This is a genomic window from Methanosarcina spelaei, assembly GCF_002287235.1.
Lineage (GTDB): Archaea > Halobacteriota > Methanosarcinia > Methanosarcinales > Methanosarcinaceae > Methanosarcina > Methanosarcina spelaei.
In genome coordinates this window covers 1-23,516 of record NZ_LMVP01000312.1, presented here as the reverse complement: position 1 = coordinate 23,516, position 23,516 = coordinate 1, and the positions used below count along the sequence as shown (strand labels likewise).

At 37.7% G+C, this 23,516-nt stretch carries 18 protein-coding genes; 9 read left to right on the top strand and 9 right to left on the bottom strand.

From position 1 onward, the window contains the following. Window positions 1-374: 374 nt before the first annotated feature. Entirely contained in the window at window positions 375-752 is a 378-nt protein-coding gene (locus tag ASJ81_RS13505; protein ID WP_095644861.1) for a response regulator, read from the bottom strand. 878 nt (window positions 753-1,630) lie between these two features. Between ASJ81_RS13505 and thiM the strand changes: the two genes are divergently transcribed. The 3 genes from thiM to ASJ81_RS13490 all read left to right on the top strand — a co-directional run bounded on the left by thiM (window position 1,631) and on the right by ASJ81_RS13490 (window position 4,353). Beyond that, entirely contained in the window at window positions 1,631-2,416 is a 786-nt protein-coding gene (gene thiM / locus ASJ81_RS13500; protein WP_095644860.1) for a hydroxyethylthiazole kinase, read from the top strand. Between the two features lie 138 nt (window positions 2,417-2,554). Then, the gene (gene thiE, locus ASJ81_RS13495; protein WP_095644859.1) at window positions 2,555-3,217 is read left to right on the top strand and encodes a thiamine phosphate synthase; all 663 of its coding nucleotides are present in this window, start codon (window positions 2,555-2,557) and stop codon (window positions 3,215-3,217) included. Between the two features lie 500 nt (window positions 3,218-3,717). After that, window positions 3,718-4,353 (top strand): DUF2284 domain-containing protein, encoded by a 636-nt coding sequence (locus ASJ81_RS13490; RefSeq protein ID WP_095644858.1) that lies wholly within the window; start codon window positions 3,718-3,720, stop codon window positions 4,351-4,353. A gap of 166 nt (window positions 4,354-4,519) precedes the next feature. On the opposite strand, the gene ASJ81_RS13485 is transcribed toward ASJ81_RS13490, so the two are convergent. The 3 genes from ASJ81_RS13485 to ASJ81_RS13475 all read right to left on the bottom strand — a co-directional run bounded on the left by ASJ81_RS13485 (window position 4,520) and on the right by ASJ81_RS13475 (window position 7,630). Beyond that, entirely contained in the window at window positions 4,520-5,938 is a 1,419-nt protein-coding gene (locus tag ASJ81_RS13485; RefSeq protein ID WP_245860145.1) for a DUF7343 domain-containing protein, read from the bottom strand. Between the two features lie 85 nt (window positions 5,939-6,023). After that, entirely contained in the window at window positions 6,024-7,100 is a 1,077-nt protein-coding gene (locus ASJ81_RS13480; protein ID WP_095644857.1) for a hypothetical protein, read from the bottom strand. Between the two features lie 197 nt (window positions 7,101-7,297). After that, window positions 7,298-7,630, bottom strand: a complete 333-nt coding sequence (locus ASJ81_RS13475; protein ID WP_095644869.1) for an ArsR/SmtB family transcription factor — start codon at window positions 7,628-7,630, stop codon at window positions 7,298-7,300. Window positions 7,631-8,865: 1,235 nt separating this feature from the next. Between ASJ81_RS13475 and ASJ81_RS13470 the strand changes: the two genes are divergently transcribed. Together ASJ81_RS13470 and ASJ81_RS13465 are read left to right on the top strand one after the other, a co-directional pair. Next, on the top strand, window positions 8,866-9,243 hold the full coding sequence (locus tag ASJ81_RS13470) for a hypothetical protein (protein ID WP_095644856.1): 378 nt from the start codon (window positions 8,866-8,868) through the stop codon (window positions 9,241-9,243). 526 nt (window positions 9,244-9,769) lie between these two features. Further along, entirely contained in the window at window positions 9,770-10,600 is an 831-nt protein-coding gene (locus tag ASJ81_RS13465) for a hypothetical protein (RefSeq protein ID WP_095644855.1), read from the top strand. Window positions 10,601-11,146: 546 nt separating this feature from the next. Here ASJ81_RS13465 and ASJ81_RS13460 read toward each other — a convergent pair. Both ASJ81_RS13460 and ASJ81_RS23800 read right to left on the bottom strand, forming a co-directional pair. Further along, on the bottom strand, window positions 11,147-12,787 hold the full coding sequence (locus tag ASJ81_RS13460; RefSeq protein WP_095644854.1) for a HEAT repeat domain-containing protein: 1,641 nt from the start codon (window positions 12,785-12,787) through the stop codon (window positions 11,147-11,149). Window positions 12,788-13,267: 480 nt separating this feature from the next. After that, window positions 13,268-13,540, bottom strand: coding sequence for a hypothetical protein (locus tag ASJ81_RS23800; RefSeq protein WP_245860144.1), 273 nt, complete (start codon window positions 13,538-13,540; stop codon window positions 13,268-13,270). A 639-nt stretch (window positions 13,541-14,179) separates the two neighbouring features. Here ASJ81_RS23800 and ASJ81_RS13450 point away from each other — a divergent pair. The 3 genes from ASJ81_RS13450 to ASJ81_RS13440 all read left to right on the top strand — a co-directional run bounded on the left by ASJ81_RS13450 (window position 14,180) and on the right by ASJ81_RS13440 (window position 19,378). Continuing rightward, window positions 14,180-14,929 (top strand): carbonic anhydrase, encoded by a 750-nt coding sequence (locus ASJ81_RS13450; protein ID WP_095644853.1) that lies wholly within the window; start codon window positions 14,180-14,182, stop codon window positions 14,927-14,929. A 323-nt stretch (window positions 14,930-15,252) separates the two neighbouring features. Further along, window positions 15,253-16,656 carry a TolB family protein gene (locus ASJ81_RS13445; protein ID WP_095644852.1) on the top strand — a complete coding sequence of 468 codons (1,404 nt, stop codon included), beginning with the start codon at window positions 15,253-15,255 and terminating at the stop codon, window positions 16,654-16,656. Window positions 16,657-17,023: 367 nt separating this feature from the next. After that, a complete protein-coding gene (locus ASJ81_RS13440; protein ID WP_245860142.1) occupies window positions 17,024-19,378 on the top strand; it encodes a PGF-pre-PGF domain-containing protein in 2,355 nt (784 codons plus the stop codon). Window positions 19,379-19,617: 239 nt separating this feature from the next. On the opposite strand, the gene pncB is transcribed toward ASJ81_RS13440, so the two are convergent. From pncB to ASJ81_RS22850, 3 genes are all read right to left on the bottom strand, one after another. After that, complete coding sequence (pncB, locus tag ASJ81_RS13435) at window positions 19,618-20,823, bottom strand: nicotinate phosphoribosyltransferase (protein WP_095644850.1); 1,206 nt, start codon at window positions 20,821-20,823, stop codon at window positions 19,618-19,620. Window positions 20,824-21,507: 684 nt separating this feature from the next. Beyond that, window positions 21,508-21,741 (bottom strand): hypothetical protein, encoded by a 234-nt coding sequence (locus tag ASJ81_RS13430; protein ID WP_141241728.1) that lies wholly within the window; start codon window positions 21,739-21,741, stop codon window positions 21,508-21,510. 193 nt (window positions 21,742-21,934) lie between these two features. Beyond that, window positions 21,935-22,108 (bottom strand): hypothetical protein, encoded by a 174-nt coding sequence (locus ASJ81_RS22850; protein WP_170943312.1) that lies wholly within the window; start codon window positions 22,106-22,108, stop codon window positions 21,935-21,937. A 613-nt stretch (window positions 22,109-22,721) separates the two neighbouring features. On the opposite strand from ASJ81_RS22850, the gene ASJ81_RS13425 reads away from it, so the two are divergent. Further along, window positions 22,722-23,372 (top strand): class I SAM-dependent methyltransferase, encoded by a 651-nt coding sequence (locus tag ASJ81_RS13425; protein WP_245860141.1) that lies wholly within the window; start codon window positions 22,722-22,724, stop codon window positions 23,370-23,372. Window positions 23,373-23,516: the final 144 nt, after the last annotated feature.

The following is a 23,516-nucleotide window of genomic DNA, read 5'->3' as shown; positions in this document are numbered from 1 at the left end:
TTTCCCGCTAATTTGTTTCTTCCAGGGTTAGTGAACTTTAATGAATCTCCTTGATTTCTTCCTATATGGTTCTTACCGCAAAAATTTGGAGGATAAGAACCAGGGTCACATTTTTGCAGATTTCCCGATTTATATATCTAATAAAACATCTAATAAAATATCTGACAAAAGGCGCTTAAAAAATTTAAGAACTTAATAATTTAAAGATTTAAGAACTCAAAAATTTAAGAATCCATAGTAAAGAATTGAGAAACCTTATTAACACTGTTTGGGTATCTACTGTAACTTGTTTGAACTAAAAACATATGTAATGAGCGAATAACTTGCAAAAGTTTGGAATCAATTATACTTTCATTCATACTTTCACTCTCAAGTTAGTTTGGCTCGGCAATTATTCTGATTATATTCAGCATCCCGGGTTCAAAAGGGTTTACCATAAAGCCCATAGCGCCTATCTTTAGAGATTCCGTTATCAGGATCTGCTGGCCAAGAGAGGAAAACATTGCCATTTTTGCTTCCTGGTCTATAATAAGAAACTTGCTCAGCAATTTATTCCAATTCATATTGTCTGGCACGTTATCCGGCAACATAATGTCCATTAACACGAGGTCTGGTTTTATCTCCAGATATTTTTCAATGACTTCCTCGTCATCCGTTACTTCAGCAACCACTTCGTGCCCGTGCTTAAAAAGCGTATCCCGGATTGCTATTCTCATAAATTCGGCGTTTTCTACAATCATAACCCGTGCCATTTATTTTTTCCTTCTTTTTATTTTTATTAAGATACCTTTACTATTCCATAGTTTTCATGTATGCTTTTTTAGTCGAGTACTTCTCAGGTTACCTGTAAATGAGAACTTACTCATAAATTTAAAGAACTAAACGACGTTAGACTTTATTAATTTTTTCATTTAAATTAGTGAAGAGTATGTTCACTCTTCCTACAACCGTGCCATTATTTCGAACTACAAGTTTCAGGAAAAAGTATTTTTACCAATAATCCTACTCAGAGTATTCACAATTGTGAACCAGTCTTAAAAATTTGATATTAATAACACTGACAAAAGAAAATAATCGGGAAGAGTAATCGGCTCAGAACCAGGGTTAGTATAAATTCATGGAAAATGAATGTTGTCCGGTGAAGAGTGATTGCTTATGCAGGCGGAGAACAAATGTAAACTCGGTGTATCGCTTCATCAACAGCCGCCATGCTCTAACTGCTATGATAATTCCGACGCTGCTTGAGGAGTTTGGAATAGAATTTTTATATATGGAGAGGATTATCCGCAATTTATACTGAGAATATCGAATCACTGCACATAGAAAAAAGCAGGCCTTACTATTATTGGCTTTATCCGGAGCCGGAAAATGAATATTTACACAGGCGTGGAAAAAGTAAGAAAAGAGTAACATAATCTTTCCTTCGGAAATTTCGACCACAACCTTTCCAAAGGAAAGATTGAAAGGGTAAGGAATGAGTAATTTACTGCAGATGAAGAATGAGTAATTTCTGCAGGTGAAGAATGAGTAATTTACTGCAGATGACTTCTGGTTATACAATGTTGATCTAAACTGTCACAAGTGTCAATATGCGGATAAAACATTTTTTAAAACATTTTTGAGGAATACTATGAATGACCCATTAAAAACAGTAAGAGAAACAAAACCACTCATACATCATATAACGAACTGGGTAACTATCTACGACTGCGCAAATATGACAAGAGCTTTTGGCGCGTTGCCTGTAATGGCACATGCCCCTGAGGAATGTGCTGAGATGACAGGGATTTCATCGGCTCTTGTACTTAATATCGGAACCCTGACCTCGGAAATCATTGATTCCATGCTTATCTCTGCTGCCGCTGCAAACAAAAAGAAAATTCCGGTCGTGCTTGATGCCGTCGGGGTCGGAGCTACGAAGTTCAGGGATGAAATGGCTGCAAAAATTCTTGAATCTGTCCGTATCGATATCATAAAAGGCAATTACTCGGAAATTGCAAAGCTTGCAGGCGAAAGCGCTGAGACAAAAGGGGTTGAGGCAACTTCAATTAATGCGGACCCTGCAAAGATTGCGAAGCAATTTGCAAAATTAAGCTCCTCAGTTATCGTGATGACAGGAAAAGAAGATATTATAAGTGACGGAGAGAAGGTTTTTATTGTTAAAAACGGGCATGAGCTTATGGGGTCGATTGTCGGAACAGGATGTATGGCTGCATCTGTAATAGGTTTGTTTGCTGCGGTTAACCCGGATTACTGCGAAGCGTCCAGAGAAGCTCTATGTTACTTTGGAGTTGCAGGAGAACTTGCAGCCAGGAAATCAAACGGGCCCGGAAGTTTCAAGGTTAACCTGTATGATGAAGTATTCAATTTATCGGATGAAAAAGTAAAAAGTATGATGAACTTTGAAGAGCAGTAAGTTTTGAAGAGAAACGGAAAACAATAAGTTCCGAGGATGAAGAGTAAAAGGTAAATTAATAAAAAGAACTATAAGTTCTGAAAAATGAGATTATAACGACTGTTTTTAAAAAACGTGGGTACGGATGGATTAAGTATCATGAACCAAAATGGCTTCAACCTGAAAAGTTCCCTTCTGAAGGAAATCGATTTCTACCTCGTGACAGATTCCGGACTTTCAAAGAATGGGACTTTATCCGATGTCAGGGAGGCAGTCGAGTCAGGCTGCAAGATTGTTCAGTACCGGGAAAAGGACAAAAGTACGAAAGAGATGGTCGAAGAGGCTTCAGAAATTAAAAGGATCTGCAGCACCAGGGCAATATTTCTGGTAAATGACAGGATCGATGTTGCTTTAGCGGTTGATGCGGATGGAGTCCATATAGGCCAGGACGATATGCCTATTGAAACAGCAAGAGAGCTCCTTGGTGAGGATAAGATAATAGGCCTTAGTGTAAATGACAGGGAGGAAGCAGTCCTTGCGGAAAAACTAGGGGCTGACTACATAGGTCTTGGTCCAATATTTGATACTGCCACGAAAAAAGATGCAGGGGATGGAATCGGTCCTCTTAAAATAAGAGAAGTTAAAGATGCAGTAAAGATTCCTGTAGTTGCTATTGGCGGGATAAATAAAGAAAACTGCGAAAGTGTGATTCAAAACGGAGCTGACAGCCTGGTTGCAATTTCTGCAGTTATATGCAGTGACGATGTAAAAAGAGAAACTGAGTACTTTATTGATATGGTTAGGAAAAACAAAAAAGCATAAGAAGGAATAAAAAGTATTCATTCTCTATTTTTCTCCACATCATGCCTGCGTTTTCTGAAGAAACTCCCATTTTAAAGCCTTTCAGAAAATCAGTAATGCATGTTAAAAATTACAGTATGTCTACAATATCAGAGTATGTCTACAATTACAGTCTGAACTTGGCAGATCTTATTAACTAATATAGTTTACTTCAAAAGTGTGTATCATTGAGATAAACTATTTTTATCATTGAAATAAGATCTTTTTATCATTGAAATAAGATCTTTTGGAAAAGAGTAATATTAAACTTGAGACCGGCTCCAAGTCTATTTTTTTACAAAATAATGAAGAGTTTCACCCGAGAAAAACTCTCCCTGGCAACTTTTATAAATAAAGATAAAACTGATAGAAATATTTGCGTACAATTAAATAGTATCCTGAACTGACAGTACTTATTTCCTAACACAATAACGACTAGTAAGTCGCTTTTAATTAAAAACAAGTTTTCAGAGGGAATGAGTTTGCCATCAACAGACATAAAACCTGAGGAATTTGACTTTCTTGTGAAAAAAGCTATGGAACTGGAAGCAATTGACGCAAAGATAATTCCCACTTACAATGTCTTTGTAGAAAAAAGAGTGGTTTTAAAATGCAGGGGCTGTATAGGATACGGGAAAAAACTGACATGTCCACCGCATGTTCCCACTGTTGACGAATTTAGGGAAATCCTTAAAGAATACAGTTATGCTATGCTTGTCAAGTTCAGGTCGCCTGCAGTTGCAGATGAAGAAATTGCAAAAGCCCCATACAAAACATGGCTTGACCCGGCAGAACCTGAGGAAACAAGGGAAAAAGCCGCTAAGTTCTGGGAAGAATATTTTGACTATAGCAAGAAAATGGCGTTTGCAATGCTGGAGCTTGAAAAAGCAGCTTTTAATGAAGGTTTTACCTTCGCTGTCGCATTTGTTAACGGTTCGTGCAGGCTATGTGAAAAATGTAATGTGGAAAAGGGAATCTGTATTCATTCAAATATGGCAAGAATTCCGGAACATGCTGTCGGGATCAATATGAAGAAAACGGCTGCGGAATCAGGTATGCCTCTGAAATTTCCTATTAAAGGGCAGCCTGAACCAATGTCTATCCTGTTGATTGACTGAAAGTATCAACTATAATCAAACTCTGCTCTTCAGACCATTAGAGACTTAATGTATCAGTTTCTGGCTAAAACAAACATTTTTTTGTCTGATAAAAAGAGAAAAGAAACAGCTATAAAATATGAGATAAAAAGTACTATGAAGTGCTGAGATATGAGAACACAGAGTTTCAGCGTTCCTCATCTCTCAGGATAACAACATTCCCACGCCCTCGCTTGAACTTCTCAATCAGTTCTCTTCTTTCCAGGTCTGCAAGCATGAGGCTAACCTTTCCTTCGGAATATTTCAGCTTGCTGCGTAAATCTTTCTGTGTGATCCTGCCTCCCTGGCCTCGAATTATATCCATGACCTCCTGGAGGTCTGCTGGAAGCGGGAGCTTCTTCCTGGAAACAGGAGTTTCAGTTTCAGAACTCTCTGCAGGTTTATTCTCAGCTTCTTCAGAGGGAACTCCCTGTTTCTCTTTTTGCGGCTCAGATTCGAGCAATTTTGTTTTGTTTTCCGAAGAGTCCGCTTTAATTCCTCCAAAGTCTTCCTGCACTTTCGCTTCCGGGATTCCATATGATAATTTTGTTACTGTCGACTTTACCTGTTCATTAACAGGTTCTTTTACAGGCTCCTGCAGAGATTCCGCTACCGATTCTTTTGCAGGCTCCTGCAGAGATTCCGTTATCGATTCTTTTGCAGGCCCTTTCGCAGGATCTGCTATTGGTTCTATTAAAGGCGAAGTTTCAAAGGGCTTTGTCCTAGATTCCTGTACCTGAGAATCCCATTTTAGCTCGGGTTCCAAGCTCTCGTGAGGAACTCCTACTCTTTCATCATGGACTTCTACCGAAATTTCGGGCACCTTAACTGGTTTGAAAAAATCTCTTGTAGTATGTACTTTTTCATCTGCTCCCATACCTGAGATTTTATGTGCACTTTTAAAAGGCTGATTTTTCTCTCTATTTTTATCCACTCTGGAGATTCGGTAGCCTGCTGCAAGCAGGATAAGAAGTAAAAAGACTGCTATCAACAGGTAATTTACATTTATATTGCCAATTATGTTTTGGTTAGCCAGATACATGCTGCTAGAATTACCTTTGCTTGCTGTCGGACTTGTGGATGTGTCTGTTAGCGAATCTGTTGTGTTAGAGGTGCTTTTTGCAGTTCCGTTCGGGTTTTCGGAAAGGCCGTTTAGTTCGGAATCACTCATGAGTTCTTCCGAATAAACCGGAAGGAGCAGGAGATCCACTAAATATTTTCCTTGATCTTTAACTGTAATATTCTCATTTGCAGAATATTTAATGCTGCTGTTCTCATAGTAATTGGCTGTAATGTTATAATCTCCGGGCATCAGATTAAAAGAGTACACACCATATTTTGCTACCATGGACTGTGAGGGAGTAGAATTTACCTCGACCACTGCATTATCTAGAGGCTCGAAGGTATCCCACCTGTATGCCGTCCCGTGAACTGTGGCCGTAATATCTGCTAAAGCAGGTCCTGCTAATAAAGCAAGTACGACGGCAGCGATACAAATAATATACAGCCTTAAATTCATCTTCGATAGACCCAGAGTTTTATATTGATTTTCTATTTTTCCAGGCATTTTTAATATTCTCCTGGAACGTTCACTGCTTCTCCAAAAAATCTCTCCTGCATTCTGTTTTCGGATAAGCACTGTTAGCGTGATATTACTTCATGCCCTTCCTTTGCCGATTACTATTATCGTTGTCATTCTTATCTGGTCCATACCCGGTATTATTGTCATTTCTGTCAGGCTCGTGCTTTTGGGGATTCATTCCTTCTTCAAAGAAAGGTTTAGCCCACTTATCTTCTTTCATTATCCTACCTGCCTCTTCAACACTGTAGGTACCGTCTCCCTGGAAAGCTACGTAACCCTCGCCATCCGCAGTGAGGGTAATATTTTCATTGTTTAACATTACTGTCTTGCGGGAACCTGAGATCTTCACATCAGCAGAGTTTAAATGGTAAAGGCGCACCGTATCATACATATCGGTATTCTCTTCAAATGTATAATCCCCGTTTATATCAATTTCGGAGTCCCTGGAAAGGCCCATTATTACCATTTCTCCGTCTTTCAGGTGCATATTCAGGGTGAAACTGCCCATAAGAATAGCTTTTCCTTCTCCTGTCGAAGTAAGCCGGGATGTATTGTTGAGTTCTTCGCTTCCCATTAGAGAATTAAGTTCCTCGAAAATATCTCTCAGGACATGATTAGCTTGCATCATACTCTTCTGAGACCGGATCAAATAATCTACTTTCATATTTTCGGATGAACTGTTACATTGACTCGAATTCGCAATTGAGCTGTTATTTTCCTCATCTGAAGTTGTATTCGCAAGGGTTCGATATTGCTTTGCTTCTTTTATAAGACGGTTATACTCTTCAAGCAGGGCTTCAAGTCTGCTAACATCTTCCCCTTCTGCTTTATAACGCTCAATCCCGGCTTTAAGCTTTAACGAAATCGTTTCTGCTTTTTCGATGTTTCTGTCAAGAAGGAATGTTGCATCTTTCAGAGTAATGGAATCAGGGCCTGAATTAAACCTGTCTGGAGGGAGCTCATTGGGGTGTGAGCCTGGTATTTCGGATTCCCCATGGTTCAGAAGCCCGATATAGGGGAAAAAAATAGTCCTAGTTAGATCTTCTGGAGCTTTACAATAAAAGCTCTGAGTCCCCTCATCAACGCAGCCTACGATCACGATAATGGCTGCGAGTATAAGGAGTAAGGACAGAAATTTGATTTTCATACTGGGCCACGTCCTATGGAATAGAACTCATTGCTGAACTGTATCTTAATCGAGTTCGTATATTAATAGTTGGTTATTTTAAAAATCTTTCTTAAGAACAATAGAATCATTCTAAAAATCTGACGCCTGTCATTAACTTCAGGACAGTTTTGGGATTTCTTGCTTCTCCGAGTTTTCCGGGATATCTTGCCAGAAATTCATAAATAAATCGGAGTTTCCAGACTCTCTTTTGCAGGCAGAAAAACAATTACTTTTTTCGCTGCCTCATAAACTTTTATCTCCCTTCCTTTTTGACTCCACTTTACATGCCTTACTCTAATCATTCCGGCTTCCAGAAGAGAGTCCAGATTGTATTTGAGAGTATTCAGACGCACTCCAAGCTCATCGGCAAGGTTTCCTGCCGACATCGACTTCTTATTAAGCAGTTTGAGAATTCTGATTGAAGTCTCACTTGAAAGAAGCCTGGCAATTTTTCTGGAATCTTCGGAAAGCTGCAAAATAAGCATTTTTTCCTCTGGGTTATCAGGCATTTTTATCCCTGCTACATTTTTCTCATATTTAAGTATTTTCAAAGACCGTTTAATTAACTCGTAGAGAGTAGAGTCAGGAACTATCGAATTGATATTGCAGGTCTTAATTACACACATGGTTTCCTCGTAATCTTCCTCGATGCTTTGTAAATGCTTGATCGTTTTTGATTACGGCACAAAATTACAGCATATCTCTGGGTCTATGGGTGGGATGTTACTGATCGATATGTTCCTGACAGAGGTGCTATATCTGGATTTAAAAATAAAAGAATACTTACTTTTCCAGGAGTATTAATAGATTAAATTTACAATTCATACTTTAAACAGGAATATTTTGGGATTTAACCCTTTATGACTCTTAAATGGTTAGTTTTAAAGGCTTATTTCCCTCTAAAAGCTTAAATTGAGATTTTTTTCACATTGGGCTACTTTTCAAATTTATAATTGTTCTTGCTTCGACATAATAATTTAATACTTTTATAAAGTTATATAAAGAATTAAATAAGGACACTTAGGAAACTTAATTCAGAATCAATCCAAGTCGAACTCTCCGAGACGACAGATAAATAATATTTATTTTATTTAATAATATGATCTCTAGAGCGTCCAATAAGTGTTAATTACGGAATTTATGCTTTTTTATATAATTTAAGGTTTAAAAATACTTATTTTTGAGGTGAGTTCTGTTAGTCATGTTACATCTGTAAGCAATTTTATATTCAATATAATATAATTTAAAATTGTCAATCGGCGGTGGGCAACCGCCAGATAGCCGGTATGACAATTGAATCAAAAAAGAATTACACAATTGAGCTGAGAAAAAGTAGAGTGAAACTATAAGACATCTAATAAGTTACTTGCAAAAACTTGCTTGTATAACTCACTTGTGTACTTGCCTGTGTACTTGCCTGTGTAACTTGTTTGTGTGACTTGTATGTGTAACTTGCTTATGTTTTATTTTGCTTATCAAGTGTGTAAGTCCTATTTAGACCTAAAAAATCGTCAGTAGTTCTATAAGTGTGAATTGTAGTACTAACTGGTGAAATATTGTCATGCAACAGATATGTTACGGAAGTAAATTAAAAAATAAACAACTCAAAACTACATCAAAAACAGTCTAAACTACATCAAATCAGATACAACAACATTAAACAGATAAAATAATGTCTATTAATATTGTCTATTAGAAAAAAATAAGGTAGTAGAGAAAGGTAGAAAAAATAAGGAGTGGACATATGGGAAAGAAAATCATTGATAAAATTAAGAAGACTGTATGCATTTTGATGCTGGTCTTTTTTGTATCGTCAGTAACTGTTGCATCAGTAAGTGCAGCTTCGCAAAAAACTCAGAAGCAATGGGGCAGTGAAAAGAAGCAATGGGAAAATGAACAGAATAATTGGGAAAAAGAGAAGAAAAGCTGGAATAGCGAGCAAAGAAACTGGAATAACGAAAAACAAAGATGGAACAGTAATAAACATGGTGACGATTACAAGAAGTGGGAAAGCAAATATAAAAAATGGCAAGATAACTATAAAAAATGGCAAAGCAGATACAATAAATGGCAAGGTAATCATAAGAAATGGTTAAACGAATATAATAATAGATTCCGTTGAAACAAACGGTAAAAAATTAATATGAAAATATTTAAGGTTGATTCGTAAAACCATGACTGACTCATAAAACCCTCTGTTGAATTTCAAAACGGAAAATTATTAATTAGTTGTGTTAAAGAACCTTTCTTGATTGGACTTACGCAGTTGGGAAGCAAAATAAGACATGAGCAATCTATCATAAGTACTATTGATTAAACAACTTGGAATTTCATACAACTTTTTCTCGGCTCAACTGCGCAGGTCCTTATAAGAAATCCTGATTACGAATGTATTCCTTTTGCTTAAAAATGAAGTATTTAAGGGTCTAAGTGTTTAAGGATCCTGATAAGTGTTAATCTCAACAAATTCAAAAACTTCTCTCAGGATATAAAGTTTAAAAAAATTTATTCTTTAAATTAATCCTTATAATTTTTCCAATTTCTGAAATAAACTTATGTTTAATCCGGTTGATTTCGGAACTCTGTCAACAGGCAGACAGTGGTGAGACAAAAAAGCAGGAAAACACGGTCATTAACAGAGGCAATCTATGGCAGTAAAAGTATTAAGGTTAATTTCCCGTTTTGTGATGGTGCTGATTATATTGAGTATTATCTCTTCGGAGGTTTTTGCTTCAGAAAACGAAAACCTGACAAACTTGACGGACCTGAGTTATGATCCGGGATCTTGTCCTTCTTATCCTGCAAGGAATATAGACAAAGAAAACTTCACTGGCATTCAGGCAGATATGCTTGACTCAATCAGTAAGAGAATTACTGAACTTCAAACTCTCTATAATGAGGTCAGTAAGGTTTCGAATGCATCTGATCTCCAGAAGGTTTTGTCTAGAAACAGACAGGCAAATGAGAGCATGGAAAATGATGGAAGACATATTGAACCTGACAAAATGCAAACGGAGATTGACGGAAAATATGGGTTTTGTCTTATCCTGCTTGAAAATATAACTGAGGAAAATTTTACTGACGTTAAGGCTGTTATCATGGATTCCCTCCAGAATATGACTGAGATAACCGAAACTGCTCAAACCAGGCTTATGGAAGGCTGTGAGGGCAGCAAAGCTGAAGAACTCAATGAGAAGATTACTGAAACTCGAGACCTGTATACCGAGGTGAATGAAGCCTCCACTGCAGCAGAGCTCAAGGAGATCCTATTAAACCATGAGCAGACAAAGGTACTCAATTCCGTTGAGGAGAAAATCGAGCTTCTTAAGTCCAGAGTAAACGAAAGCGAAAATGCGAGTGATCAACAGCCCAACGTCAGGATTACTGGACTTACAACCCTGATCGGAAATATCAAAAGAGCCAAGTCTTTTGACGAACTTAGGAAAATAATGCACTCAGCCAGGGCTACTGCAATGTAAAAACAAAAAAGTATGCCTACGATCCTGCACAGCAGAAGTTGCAGACCCATTAGTTGCCCTGGTCGGATTCAGGGTAATACAATTGAGAATTACATAAACAGCATTAATGAAATATAACGCACCCCACCATTGAAGAACTGTAACTCTCTGAAAAGTAAAAAACTTCCTGAACGTACCTCTCTAAAGCCAAACCTCCTGATTAAAGTTCAGCACCTTTGTCTTTTCTGAATTAGTTTGTTTGACCGCAACCGTTGACCCGCAACCATTGTGCCGGTTGATCACGCCGATAGGGCTAGGGGATAAGATTTTAAACTCAAACATTACCACGGTTTTCAGTCAAGCCTTTAAAAACTTGTGATCATGCCTTCATGACGTTTTAGATTTAACAGTGATTTTCGGTCAAGCCTTTTTTTAAAAGGGTTGCAGGCAAGCAGTTTTTTTAAAAGGGTTGCGGGCAAGTCTTTTTTAAAAGGGTTGCAGGCAAGCAGTTTTTTTTAAAAGGGTTGTGATCACAACGACTATTTTTTCCTGGAAAAGTGGCTAGCTTTAGTATTTCAACTTCAACTTCATTCCGCAGAAAGGACAGAAGTTGGGGGCAGTGGGAAGATTCAGGTTTCTGGAGCAGTATGGGCAGGTCATCCCGATTCCTTTCTCTTTCTTGTAACTTGCGCTTTGGTGGGCTCTTGACTCCTTGGTTTCTTCAACAGAAATTGAAAGTTCAAGCTCTTTTAGAGAACTCATACTACAGATCTCATCTGAGAGATTTGAAGTTTCAGTCGGAACTTCAGAATCATCACCCTTCAAACAATTCCTAAGAATAAGCTCCTTTCCAGGAGTTTCGGGTTTATCATTAGTAGTTGCAGGTGAGGAATTGAATTTATTAATTTTTTCAAGAGCTTTCAATGCAGCTCTTCGCACGCAGGCATCTGGACTTCCAGTAGCTCTAATAAGCCCTGAAACTGCCTCCTGGGTACCAATTTTCTCAAGTGAGCAGATTGCGATTTTTTGCATCGGACTATCAGGGTTCTCAATTATTTCCACGAATTTCGGAACAGCTTGCTGCGCTTTGAGATCTCCAAGCGCGGAAGCCGCAGCTTCTCTCACTGCTGCCTTAGTGTCATCAAGAGCTTTTAAAAGACCTGAGATGGCCTCAGTGGTGCCTGCTTTTCCAAGACCCAGAACTGCTGATTCCCTGACCGAACTATCAGGGTCGTTAAGAGCTTTAATCAGCCCTTCTATGGCTTCAGGGGTTCCGCTTTTTCCAAGAGCACAGGTAATCGCCTTTCTTACAGAGTTTTCATATATATCAAAAGCTTTAACCAGTCCTCGAGCTGCTTCAGGAGAACCTATATCTCCCAGGGCATCTGCAGCACGGCTTCTCAGATACCAGTCGGGGTCATCCAGAGCTCTCAAAAGCCCTGAAACTGCTTCAGGCGTTCCTATCTTCCAGAGGACTTCAATTGAAACTTTTCTCACATCCCTGCTCGAAGCTCCGAGTGCCTTTACAATCACAGGCACTGAAGTTGACACACTTACAATTTTGCAAAGCGTTTCGGATGCAGTTTCCTGTACAGATTGTCTTGGGTCCCTGAGGACTTCCATCAGCTCATCAAGCACATCCGATTTACCTCTTTTTCCCAGTGTTTCGGCGGCTTGCTGCCTTATTTTGTTATCCGAGTTTTCAATTGCCTTTACAAGATAGCTAGCGGCTTCATAAGTGTCAATTTTCCCAAGGGCTATTATTGAAATCCTTCTAAGCGAATCATCTGGATAAGCCAGGGCTTTTTCAAGGCCACAGATAGCATCTTTTGAACCTATCCTCATTAAGGATTTTACTGCTTCCTTCTGAACAAACCTATCCCTGTCCCCGAAACATTTCACAATGCCTGAGATAGCTTCAGGTGTACCTATTTTTTCAAGGGAAGCAATTGCAGTCTTTTTCACAGGACTATCAGGATCATTAAGCGCTTTTATAAGGCCGGGAACAGCTCCGGGTATATTGAACTTTCCCAGGGCTTCTGCGGCGGCAGCTCTCACCTTTGGGTTTGAGTCATTAAGTGCTTCAATCAGCGCAGGTAAAGCATAAGAATCTCCTAGCTTTCCAAGTTCTTCAGCAGCAATTGCCCGGTTTCCTGCAAAGACTGAGCGTTCTAATTTTTTAATAAGATTCTTTATATTATCATCCATTTTCCTTCTATCCCCCAGTAGTGTAAGCTTATCAGGACCCGTCATGAAATAAAATTTTTAGAGTATACAGCCCAATAGACTCAAAATTAATAGAATGTCTCTGAGTCTTTTAATTTTAAAATTGACATTTTCAATTCCTGGCTTTTTAGCCCGGTATGTATAGTTTTTACGTAACTGACCCCATCTGTTTAAGCGAGCCTGAAAAGTTGCAGATGTCCCTTATTTACATCATTAAACTAAGCTCTTAATATTCAACATTTTAAAATATGTTATATTTTAAGATATATGAACTTTTAGATTGTTATTCCAAATAATATGTAAGTTCACTTACCTTGCGGTTTGGTAGGTTACTCTCAGGTTAAGGGTATATTTTAAAATCTGTGTTTTGAAAGAAAATGTATGCTCGGATTTGAAAAAGGAAAGATAAAAAGAAAAAACAAGATGAAAAGAAAGACAGGTAAGAATGTCTACTGAGAAAAATCAATAAAGAGAGGCCGTAAGAGAAAGACAGTAGTAGTGAGCTGAGAGCAGGATAAACAGACCAGATGTTGGCACTACGATATTATCATCTATATTCTCGATTCTTTCTATAGGTGAACATACTATTATTCCTGCAAAGACTCCGACAAAGCCCATTTTTGCGCCGACGATTATGCAAAGTGCGAGCATTCCTGCAGTACCTTCTCGGGCTTTTGTCCTTTTATTATACTTAAGGTTCCTTATTATGCCCGTAGTCCTATCTCCATATGCCATGAAAAGTGCCGGAACTACACCAAGCCAGAAAGTCCTATCAATGTATCAGGTAAAAAGCATTATTAGTCCCAGTTTAGTGTAAAATTCACAGCATAGAGGTTTTCGGAATTCTGGAACCAGTACATTCTCCTGTTAAGTTTGTGAGGTGGGTGGGTTATAGAGTAAGACCGAAAGCAGTAGCTACTGGTACAACAGGCTCATGAGCGACAAAAGGGAGCAGCATTGCTGTCAATCAGCCAGCCAGGAAGTGAATTACTTTTCTTGAAAAATACACCGAAGAACTAATTGACCTGCCCTTTTGTAGAGAAATCTGATATACTTTTTTGAAAGAAACAGAATCACAAACAGATTCCATATTGTAATTACCATAAATGCGGGCAGGTCTGCCAGTATGGATTCCCAGGAAATATGAAGTACAGACTCCATAATATGTTCCATCTACCATAAATATAAGACTTTTTTGAATATATTGTCATTTCTGTTGAACAAAATCTTAAAAGCTGTCTATGATTGTAAAGCCTTGTTACGGAAGCCTTTTTAAAATAAAATCTCCCTATATTTATTTTTTAACTTTTTTCAAATAAAAATAGAAATGTCTATATATTTTCATAATCTTCCTACTGTCAATGGAGGACCTTTATGAGATTTAACAAGCAGATTATTACAATACTTATTCTATCTCTTTCATTGGCCCTTTTAGGGAGCGGATGTATCTCCGAGGGTGAAGGAGCAAAGGACAATGTCACACAGGAAATAACCGAAAGTGAGTTTTCGAATATCAGGGAAAATCCGGTAACACCATGGAATCCGGTACCTACAGCCCCTGTTATTGATTCCACAGCCTATATTGATCCCCAGGCTTCGGTCATAGGAAACGTAAGAATAGGTGCTAATGTTATGGTTTCCCCCATGGCATCTGTTAGGAGCGACGAAGGAATGCCTATTTTCGTAGGAAACAGGAGCAATATCCAGGATTGTGTTGTACTTCATGCCCTTGAGACACTTGATGAGGAGAGCAAGCCTGTAGAAAAGAACCTTGTTGAAGTTGATGGTAAAAAATATGCAGTCTATGTAGGAGAAAACGTTTCACTTGCCCACCAGTCCCAGGTTCATGGCCCGGCTTCTGTAGGCGACGATACTTTCATTGGTATGCAGGCTTTCGTTTTTAAGTCAAAGATAGGAAACAACTGCGTACTTGAGCCCACATCGGCAGCGATTGGCGTAACTGTTCCTGATGGAAGGTATATTCCAGCAGGTATGGTTGTTACTTCCCAGGATGAAGCGGATAAGTTGCCGGAAATTACTGATGATTATGCATACAAACATACTAATGAAGCTGTAGTGTATGTAAACGTCCACCTGGCCGAAGGATATAATAAAGCTTCATAATTAAGATTGAACTTGCACAATAGAGAATTGATTCAAAAAAAAAATTCAATTGATTAAAACCAAAAAACTTATTTAACTTTAAGTTTTGTCCGGGAACTAAGTATTTATCTTTTTCGGGCAAAAATTTTATTTTATTTTCAAATTTCGTCCATTATTTAATAAAATAGAAAGTTTTATCCACATATATACACCTTACTTTCAATAAATAAATATAATTATTAATTCATTATTTTGTTTTTTGATAAACCAATATTCCAAATAAATTTAATAAACAATTATTTATATCCACAATGCTAATTTTTTTAAGTTAACGGTGATAATTTATGAGAATCGCGTACAGATACTTTTCTTTATTCTTAGCGTTCGTACTTCTTACATTACCTGCAGGAGCAGAACCGGGCGTAGTATCTGACTACGGCAATTTTACGGAAGTATTGGGATGGAATGGAACCCAGAATGCCTCACAGAACTATTATTCCGATTCAAACTGGACTTATGTCTCCGAAAAAGTCGAAGGTTATGAAGAAGAAACTTATGCTGATAACGCTGTAGAAAACATTACTTTTCTCACTGATACTCCCGAGTCAGAATTGTTTCCTGTATGGACTGCGGATGGAAACGATATCCTGTATACGGTTCACAGGGATGGATCCAATAGTTTTGAATCGTATAAAATGAAAGCAAACGGAAGCGAAATCGAGCAAACAGGCATTGATGAAGGAAATCTTACAGGTTTTAGTGATATAAATCTTAACGGAACAGAACTGATTTTAACAAAATCAAACGGTTCCCAAACAGATCTTTATCTCGTGAGCCTGGAAAACGGAAACGTAACACCTGTTGCGGATGCTCCTGACAAATCCGAAGGTTGGGGCGTGTGGTGCCGTCTCGGGAAAAAAATCGTATACACTCAGAAGTCCGGAGACGAACCTTCTGAGCTCTGGATAGTTAATTGGGATGGAAGCGATAAGATCAGGCTCGGTACCTCAGAAAACGTAGGAATTGGAAAAGACTGGTGTCCTCTTGGCCTGAAGATAATATACAGTGCTAATAATTCAAAAAATAAACCAGACCTCTGGACAATAGAATGGTATGGTACAAACCAGACTCAACTTACCGATACCCCATACGGGGAATGGAACCCCTCATATAGCCCTGATGGGAAAAGAATTGTGTACGTATCTGATGAAAGAGGAAGGCCTGAAGTCTGGCTTCGGGATACCAAAGGAAATAATAAGACCAGGCTTACAAACGATATCGGAATCATTGATTCGAGTCCGAAATGGAGTCCTGATGGGTCAAAAATAGTTTTTGTAGCACATAATCCACAGAATGTTTCGGACAATTCTACAGTGAATAATTCGGATATCGCTTTACTCAATATTTCTAACTTAATAATTGACAATAATTCTGAAATTACAGCTAACACCACATTAGAAGATAACTCTTCAATAGTAAACAATTCAGAAACAATAGGTGGTTCGGTAGTAAATAACTCCATGACAAATAATTCGGTAGTAAATAACTCCATGACAAATAATTCGGTAGTAAATGGCTCTATTACAGTTAATAATTCTATGATAAACGGTCCATATTCTACTCCATATTCTACTTTTGAGACTGGCTCGACTAATTCCACAAGCGGTGGCTCAGACATTGCTGCTATACAGCTTGAACCAGTACCTTTGACGCCTTCTCTTTCAACAATTACCAGTGAGTGGAGTTGATTTGTTCGTGAAGCTTTGAAGGAGAATCTGTCAATGCTTCCGGCTATCAATACTGTATAATGAAAATGAAGGAATAAAACTCGTTGTGCAGGCAACATTAAAGAATCGAAATAACTGATTCCGTAACTTTCAAATTTTCATCTTTATTTATTTTTTCTTTTTCTTCAGTTTTCATCCATTTTTACTCTTTTTTGTTCGGTTATTCGTTTTTAGTCAATTGATTTAGAATATGTTCTCTGAGTTGAACTTCCACAGATTATTTATCTTAAAACACACATGTATTATTAATTTAATATGTTAACGGTGAGAACTTATGGATTGTAATTTAAAATGTGTGTGCTTAATATTAATTATTGGAATTTTCTCTATGCCTGTAGAAGCAGCTGAAGGGTATGGAGTAAATATTTCTGAAAACACTACTGTAAAAACTATAAAGTTTCTTACCAACAGTCCTGAACTGGAACTATTTCCGGTGTGGACTGCAGATGGTAACTATATTTTGTATATGGTTAAAAATAATGAATCTGGAGCCCTTAGTTCGTACAGGATGAAGGCAGATGGAAGCGAAGCAGTGAGAACAGGAATAGGGGAAGGAAATCTCACCAGTTTTAACGATCTGAACCCTAACGGGACAGAGCTGATCGTAACAAAATCGGACGGCTCTCAGTCCGATTTGTACAGAATAGATATGAACAGTGGAATCGCAACCCCTATAACAAATGACCCTCAAAAGTCCGAAGGCTGGGGGGCCTGGTGCCGTCTTGGACTAAAAATAATCCATACCCAAGAATTACCAGGCTCTTCTTCTCAACTCTGGATAGTTGATAGGGATGGAAGTAATAATACCAGGCTAGGAACCTCAGAAAATATTGGGACAGGAAAAGACTGGTATCCGCTTGGGCTGAGAGTAATATATAGCGCCAATAACTCAAAAGAGAAACCCGATCTATGGACAATAGAGTGGTATGGAACAAACCAGACCCAGCTTACTGATACACCTTATGGCGAGTGGAATCCTGCCTTCAGTCCTGACGGAAAACAGATTGTATATGTCTCGGATGAAGGAGGAAGCCCCGAACTCTGGCTAAGAGACATACAGGGAAATTACAGGGTCAAGCTTACGGAAAATCTCGGAATACTTGATGCTTACCCAAAATGGAGTCCTGATGGATCAAAAATAGTGTTTACAGGACACAGTTCGGGTAATAGCTCAGATATTGCCGTAATAGAACTCGCGTCTTCAGCTGATATTGTTCCGTCTCCAAAAATCACAAATGTTGAAATCGAACCCCTTAGTACAATTTTTGAAAAAGAGGTTGCAAATATTTCAGTAACCGTAAAAAATGAAGGTAAAAATTCAAGTGAAGGCTATATTTCAGTCTCCTTCCCAAATGGTGAGAGAATTGAAAGAGTGGAAGGCACAGGCGGCAACATCAAAACATATGCAGTAGGTGATCTGATACAGGGGAAAACCGGAGAAATCTCGGTACAATACCCATCGGTTGAACTGCTACAATACCAGTGGAATACGCAACAGGAAGAAACTCTTAATATTACGGTGAAGCCTAATAGCGGAGCAGAGAAAATTGTATTCCTTACACGGGCATCCCTCAAAAACGACATTGAAGGAACTTATGAAATGGATCCTCTAATTTCTGAAGATATTGATCAGCGGGGATTCAATGTCTACAATTACTCTATTAACGTATCGAAATCTTCCCTGAAAGTTATTATTGAACCTCAGACTGTTGAAACCAAAGCAAAATGGAAGATTACTGCCGGATCTGATACGGAATGGCACCCTAGCAATTATACAGTCAATAATCTTACTGCTGGAAACTACATAATCCAGTTTTCTGAAATCTCAGGCTGGAAGAAACCCGATGACGTGGCTGTTACAGTAAACGGGGATTCGGTTAATAAAGGGATTTATACAGAGAATCCATCAAGCGGTTCTTCCTCAGGCGGAGGACATAGTGGAGGAGGGGTAATTACAAGTCTTGAACCTTCCAGAAACATTGACGCCAAAGAAACAGCATCAAGATACATCAATAGTGGTTCTCATGTTAAATTTGATTTTCCTATAAATGCAACCTGTATAATCAGTCTTGAATTCGATCCGAAGAAAACTTTTAAAAGAACAGCTGCAACTGTCGAAATGCTTAAAGAGAAATCTGCCCAGGTTCCCCAACTTCCTCCAGGTAAAGTATACAAAAACGTAAATATTCAGGTTGGAAATGCAGGAACTCTCCTGTCAGAAAACATTGAGAATGCAAGTATAGGATTCAAAGTAGAAAAACCCTGGATGAGCGAAAACATTGACAAAAAATCTGAAATATGCCTGTGGCGATATAACCAGACCTCCTGGAACAAACTTGAAGTTAAGAAAATAAGTGAAGATGACCAATACTCCTATTTTGAGGCCAAAACTCCGGGCTTTTCATCGTTTGTGATAACCGCTTACACCAGAGAAGAAAATACGTCTGAAGAGATGAAAATTGAGCAAAAAGATCCTGAGGATACGAGTAGCCTTAAAGAAACCTATAGGAATAGCTCAACAAACGAAAACAAGGATAATAAGCCTTTGAGCGTTGGAGCAGATAACGGAAAAGGCGAAAATGGAAAAAAACAGGAATCTGGTGGCAAAATTAAGAGTGTTATAGTAATCTCCTTACCACTTCTAGCGCTACTAATTTATTTGGGGGCAAAAAAGCGAGTTTAACACTTCTTCGCCTGACCTTTAGCTAGAGTTATGCTTTGTCACTCGAATACAGCCTCGTCCGAGTCCCGTCTCGGGAGGACGGACGTAGCCCTTTTTACTTCGCTCAAATGGTCTTTTTTTCTTCACTCAAGTGGTCTATTAATTATTTTTTCCGTTTAGATACGAATTCCGTTTTGGAGGAGGGGCGGAACCTTTTTTATCCGCTCAGCCGAGCTATTACTCTTTGCTTTCCGTTTTGATTATTCATCGAGTCCTTTTCTTCCGAAAATATAATTTGCAACCCTTATAGCGTCTCTTTCTCCTGTTTCTTTTTCCGGGGAATCGCTCAGTTTTACAACAGGAATACCGTCAATGCTGTGCAACTTTATGACCATATTAAGAGGAGGGCTTTCCCTGAAAAAATCGGAATTATTGGTAAGGCTTGTACCTATGCCGAAACTACAGTTGATTTTACCTTCACAGTACTTTTTGAGTTGGATTGCAGTGTCTGCATTAAGAGCATCACTGAAAACGATTAACTTTTTCATGGGATCTATACCCATTTTCTGGTAATGCTCTATCACAGCATCTACAAAATCGTAAGGGTCTCCGCTGTCGTGCCTGAACCCATCATAAATTTTTGATAACCTCAGGTCCATATCCTTAAAAAAGGCTTTTGAGCCGAAAGTATCCGTAAGGGCAATTCCCAGGTCCCCGTTGTAAACCTCTACCCAGTTTTCAAAAGCGAAACGGTTTGCATACCTTAATCCTACAAGCGCTGAGGTGCCCATAATCCATTCGTGCCCTACGGTTCCGATGGGTTTCAAGCCGTATTTTTTTGCAAAATACACATTACTTGTTCCTGTCAGGGTTTTTATCTCTATCAGGGTTTTCATTACATGGTCGTGGAGTTCGGAACTTCTTCGCCTGCGGGTTCCAAACTCCGAAAAAAAGCAGTCGTTTTCCTCAAGGGCTTTTCCAATCTCAAGAATCTTATTTTCATAAGCATCCAGTACTGATTTGGAAGTACAGCCCTTCTGGAAATTTCCGTTCCACTCTTTTTCAATAGTTGTGAAATAGAGTTCAGAAACCGCAGCCATAAGTACAATCTCCCAGAGAATTGTGCTGTGCCAGGGTCCTTTTATCCGAATGTCCAGATTTTTTTCTTCTGTAAGGCAGACTTTTACCTCACCTGGCTTGAAACGGAAGTTCCTGAGGTATTCAAGGTACATGGGTTTCATGTAAGGGCAGTTCTCTGAAAGCCAGTTGTATTCTTCTTCTGTTAATGCTAACTTCGAGATCTCGTCGCTTATTATCTTCTCCAATTTCTCTACAAACTCTGTCGAAAAGCGCTGGGTACCCCGGTTAGTAAACCTGTACTCGGCCTCAGCTTTAGGAAAAAGTTCAAGCACTGCAAGTTGCATTGTGAATTTGTAAAGGTCGTTGTCAAGTATGGATTTTATCACTGAAGGTCTTCCTGTATCGTTTTAAATGCTTCTAAAGCAAACACCTTTTTATTCAATCACACCTTTTACTCCAGATATATAGTCGTTTTATTTTTAAAATTTCTGACACCTGGGGTAAATCTTAGAGACATAATCAAGTTTGCTTTATTAATTATATCAAAAAACAAAATCATTAACTTTTAAAAATTTGTATATTTCAGCCTAAAAGTTTAGATTTTTGCATACTTATTTGAGAGGACAGTTATTTGAGAGGACACAAAATCAACTTATAAAACGCTAAAAAGTTATTTTAACCCAACCTAACCCTTCTCTGTAAGCTCGAATATGAATAAAATTAGAAAATTTATTTAATTCCTGACGGAAATAATGCCTGAATACCTTCAATTTTTTCAAAAAAATATTTAAACTATTTTGTTTTGTCTTAAAACTGTCATGATAAGGAAATCGATTGATTATTCGGAGTCTGAGATTCAGAGAGGTAATTGATTAATTATTTGGAATCTGAGATTCAGAGAGGTAATTGATTAATTATTTGGAATCTGAAATTCAGAGAGGTAATTGATTGATTATTTGGAATCCGGGACTTAGAGAAGTACTTTCGAGTTTTGGGATCAGCTTTACATATAAATAATAGATAAAATAAGGAAATAGTAGTCTTTACAGCATAAATCATAACTTTTCATATTATTGTATTTTACAGGAGTTTCCGTATTCCATCCTTGTTTTAGTATATTTTGCTTTTGAGTCTCTAAAGCATAATCTATCAATATGATCCCATACAACAACCCATAAAAATTTAGCATAAGAGAAAGGATAACTCACCCAAAAAACCAACTTTTTGAAAAGCGATAGATTTCCATAGTCCTCTACCCACATAGATTCGTTTAAAAATCCTCTCCAGACAACAGATTTTTGCATGTGTTTCCATCGCCTGAAAATATGACTTATTATGAATAAGAAGGTACAAGTGATTGCAAATAGTCTTTTAGTCATATTTTTACCCTCAATGACTTAATAAATTTAATAATAATTGGTTATGAGAAATGCATTAAAAGCAACACATTTCTTCCAGATCGTATATTGACTGAATACAAATGAATATCTTTTAAAGTTAAACTTTTTTTCTTCCCATTTTCTTTCGTACGTATCGTAAAACTCCATAAGAACAACCCAACAGAAGCATAATTTTAAAGGGTTTCTCACCTGCTTTGAGGAGTTCTTCGATTTTTTCGTGATCGAATTTTGGTTTCTGACCTCTCTTTTTTGGAGGGGATTGGAGACTCATTAAGATCTCACCTCTTTATACAATTTACTGTACTCTCAAGTTTACGAGGGCTGGTCATTTTATAGATTCAAATGTAACTGAGAAATTCTTTAGTTTCCATAGACTTGACAGAACCTCAAGAAAGTTGAAAAAATAACTTAGCAGCCTCATATTATCTTTCCCCACAATAAGCATATTGTAACAAAATATAAAAGCCTTTCATATCAATTATTAATTTAAACTATTAATAACTCTTGTATCTTTCAGGTAAATAGAAGTAAAAATAATTTTTCAAATTTAATAGCTATCTTTTGTTTAGAACTAAACGTTAATTTAACAAACTAAATAAAATTTAGCATAGCCAGATTTACTATTTTTTAGTTTCATTTGGGAATCTATATCGCAAATAAAACTGTTATATTAATAATAAACGATTTATATTAATGATACTAAACAATTAATGAGACATGACCAATAACCTGGCTGTGCTTACATCAAATATTGAATTACTTATAGGTTCCATAGCAAGTGATTCCATAGTCTTCAATGCCTTTTTGATAATGTCTCTGTTTGTAAGAATATATTTCAAAACTTAAGGAGTTAATAACTACAAATGTTCTAAAAGTGGTTATATATGCGGGTATTTACAACGATTTTACTGAAAATTTTAGGTTTTTTTGTTTTATTGCAGATTGCAATAAGAATTATAAAAAGATTTTATGCATTTTCACCACCAGCGTTTATGGGATTTCTTTTAGATAGCGATTTTAGAAAAAAACTGCAGCCTCCGGATAAATTGATAAAACGAAGCGGAATAAAAGAAGGAATGCGTATTCTGGAGGTTGGATGCGGAAGTGGAGCGTTTACAATCTTCGCTGCAAGGGTTAGTGGAATTAAAGGAGAAGTATACGCTCTTGATATTCAACCAAGAATGTTAATGCAATTAAAGAAGAAACTATCCAGACCAGAGAACAGAGATATCAAAAATATCAAGCTTGTAGAAGGAGATGCGCATAAACTACCCTTTAATGATAACTCATTCGATGTAGTATATACGGTAACAGTTCTTCAGGAACTCCCGGACCAAAATAGAGCTTTAAAAGAGATGAAAAGAGTTCTGAAGCCTGGTGGAATTCTTGCAGTATCAGAATTTTTACCTGATCCGGATTACCCTTTAAAATCTACTACTATTAGGTTAGGAGAAGAAGCAGGTTTTATTCAGGATAAAGTTGAAGGAAATCTCTGGAATTATACTGTAAGATTTAAGGCACAGAAATCTATGTGAAAAATGCCATCTATAGTGTAAAGATATAACGAATAAATTGAAAAAATGCTACCTATAGTGTAAAGATATAACGAATAAATTGAAAAAAATGTCAACGCCGATTTAATTTTCCCCACATTGGTCGGTTTAAAATTCCTCACCTTT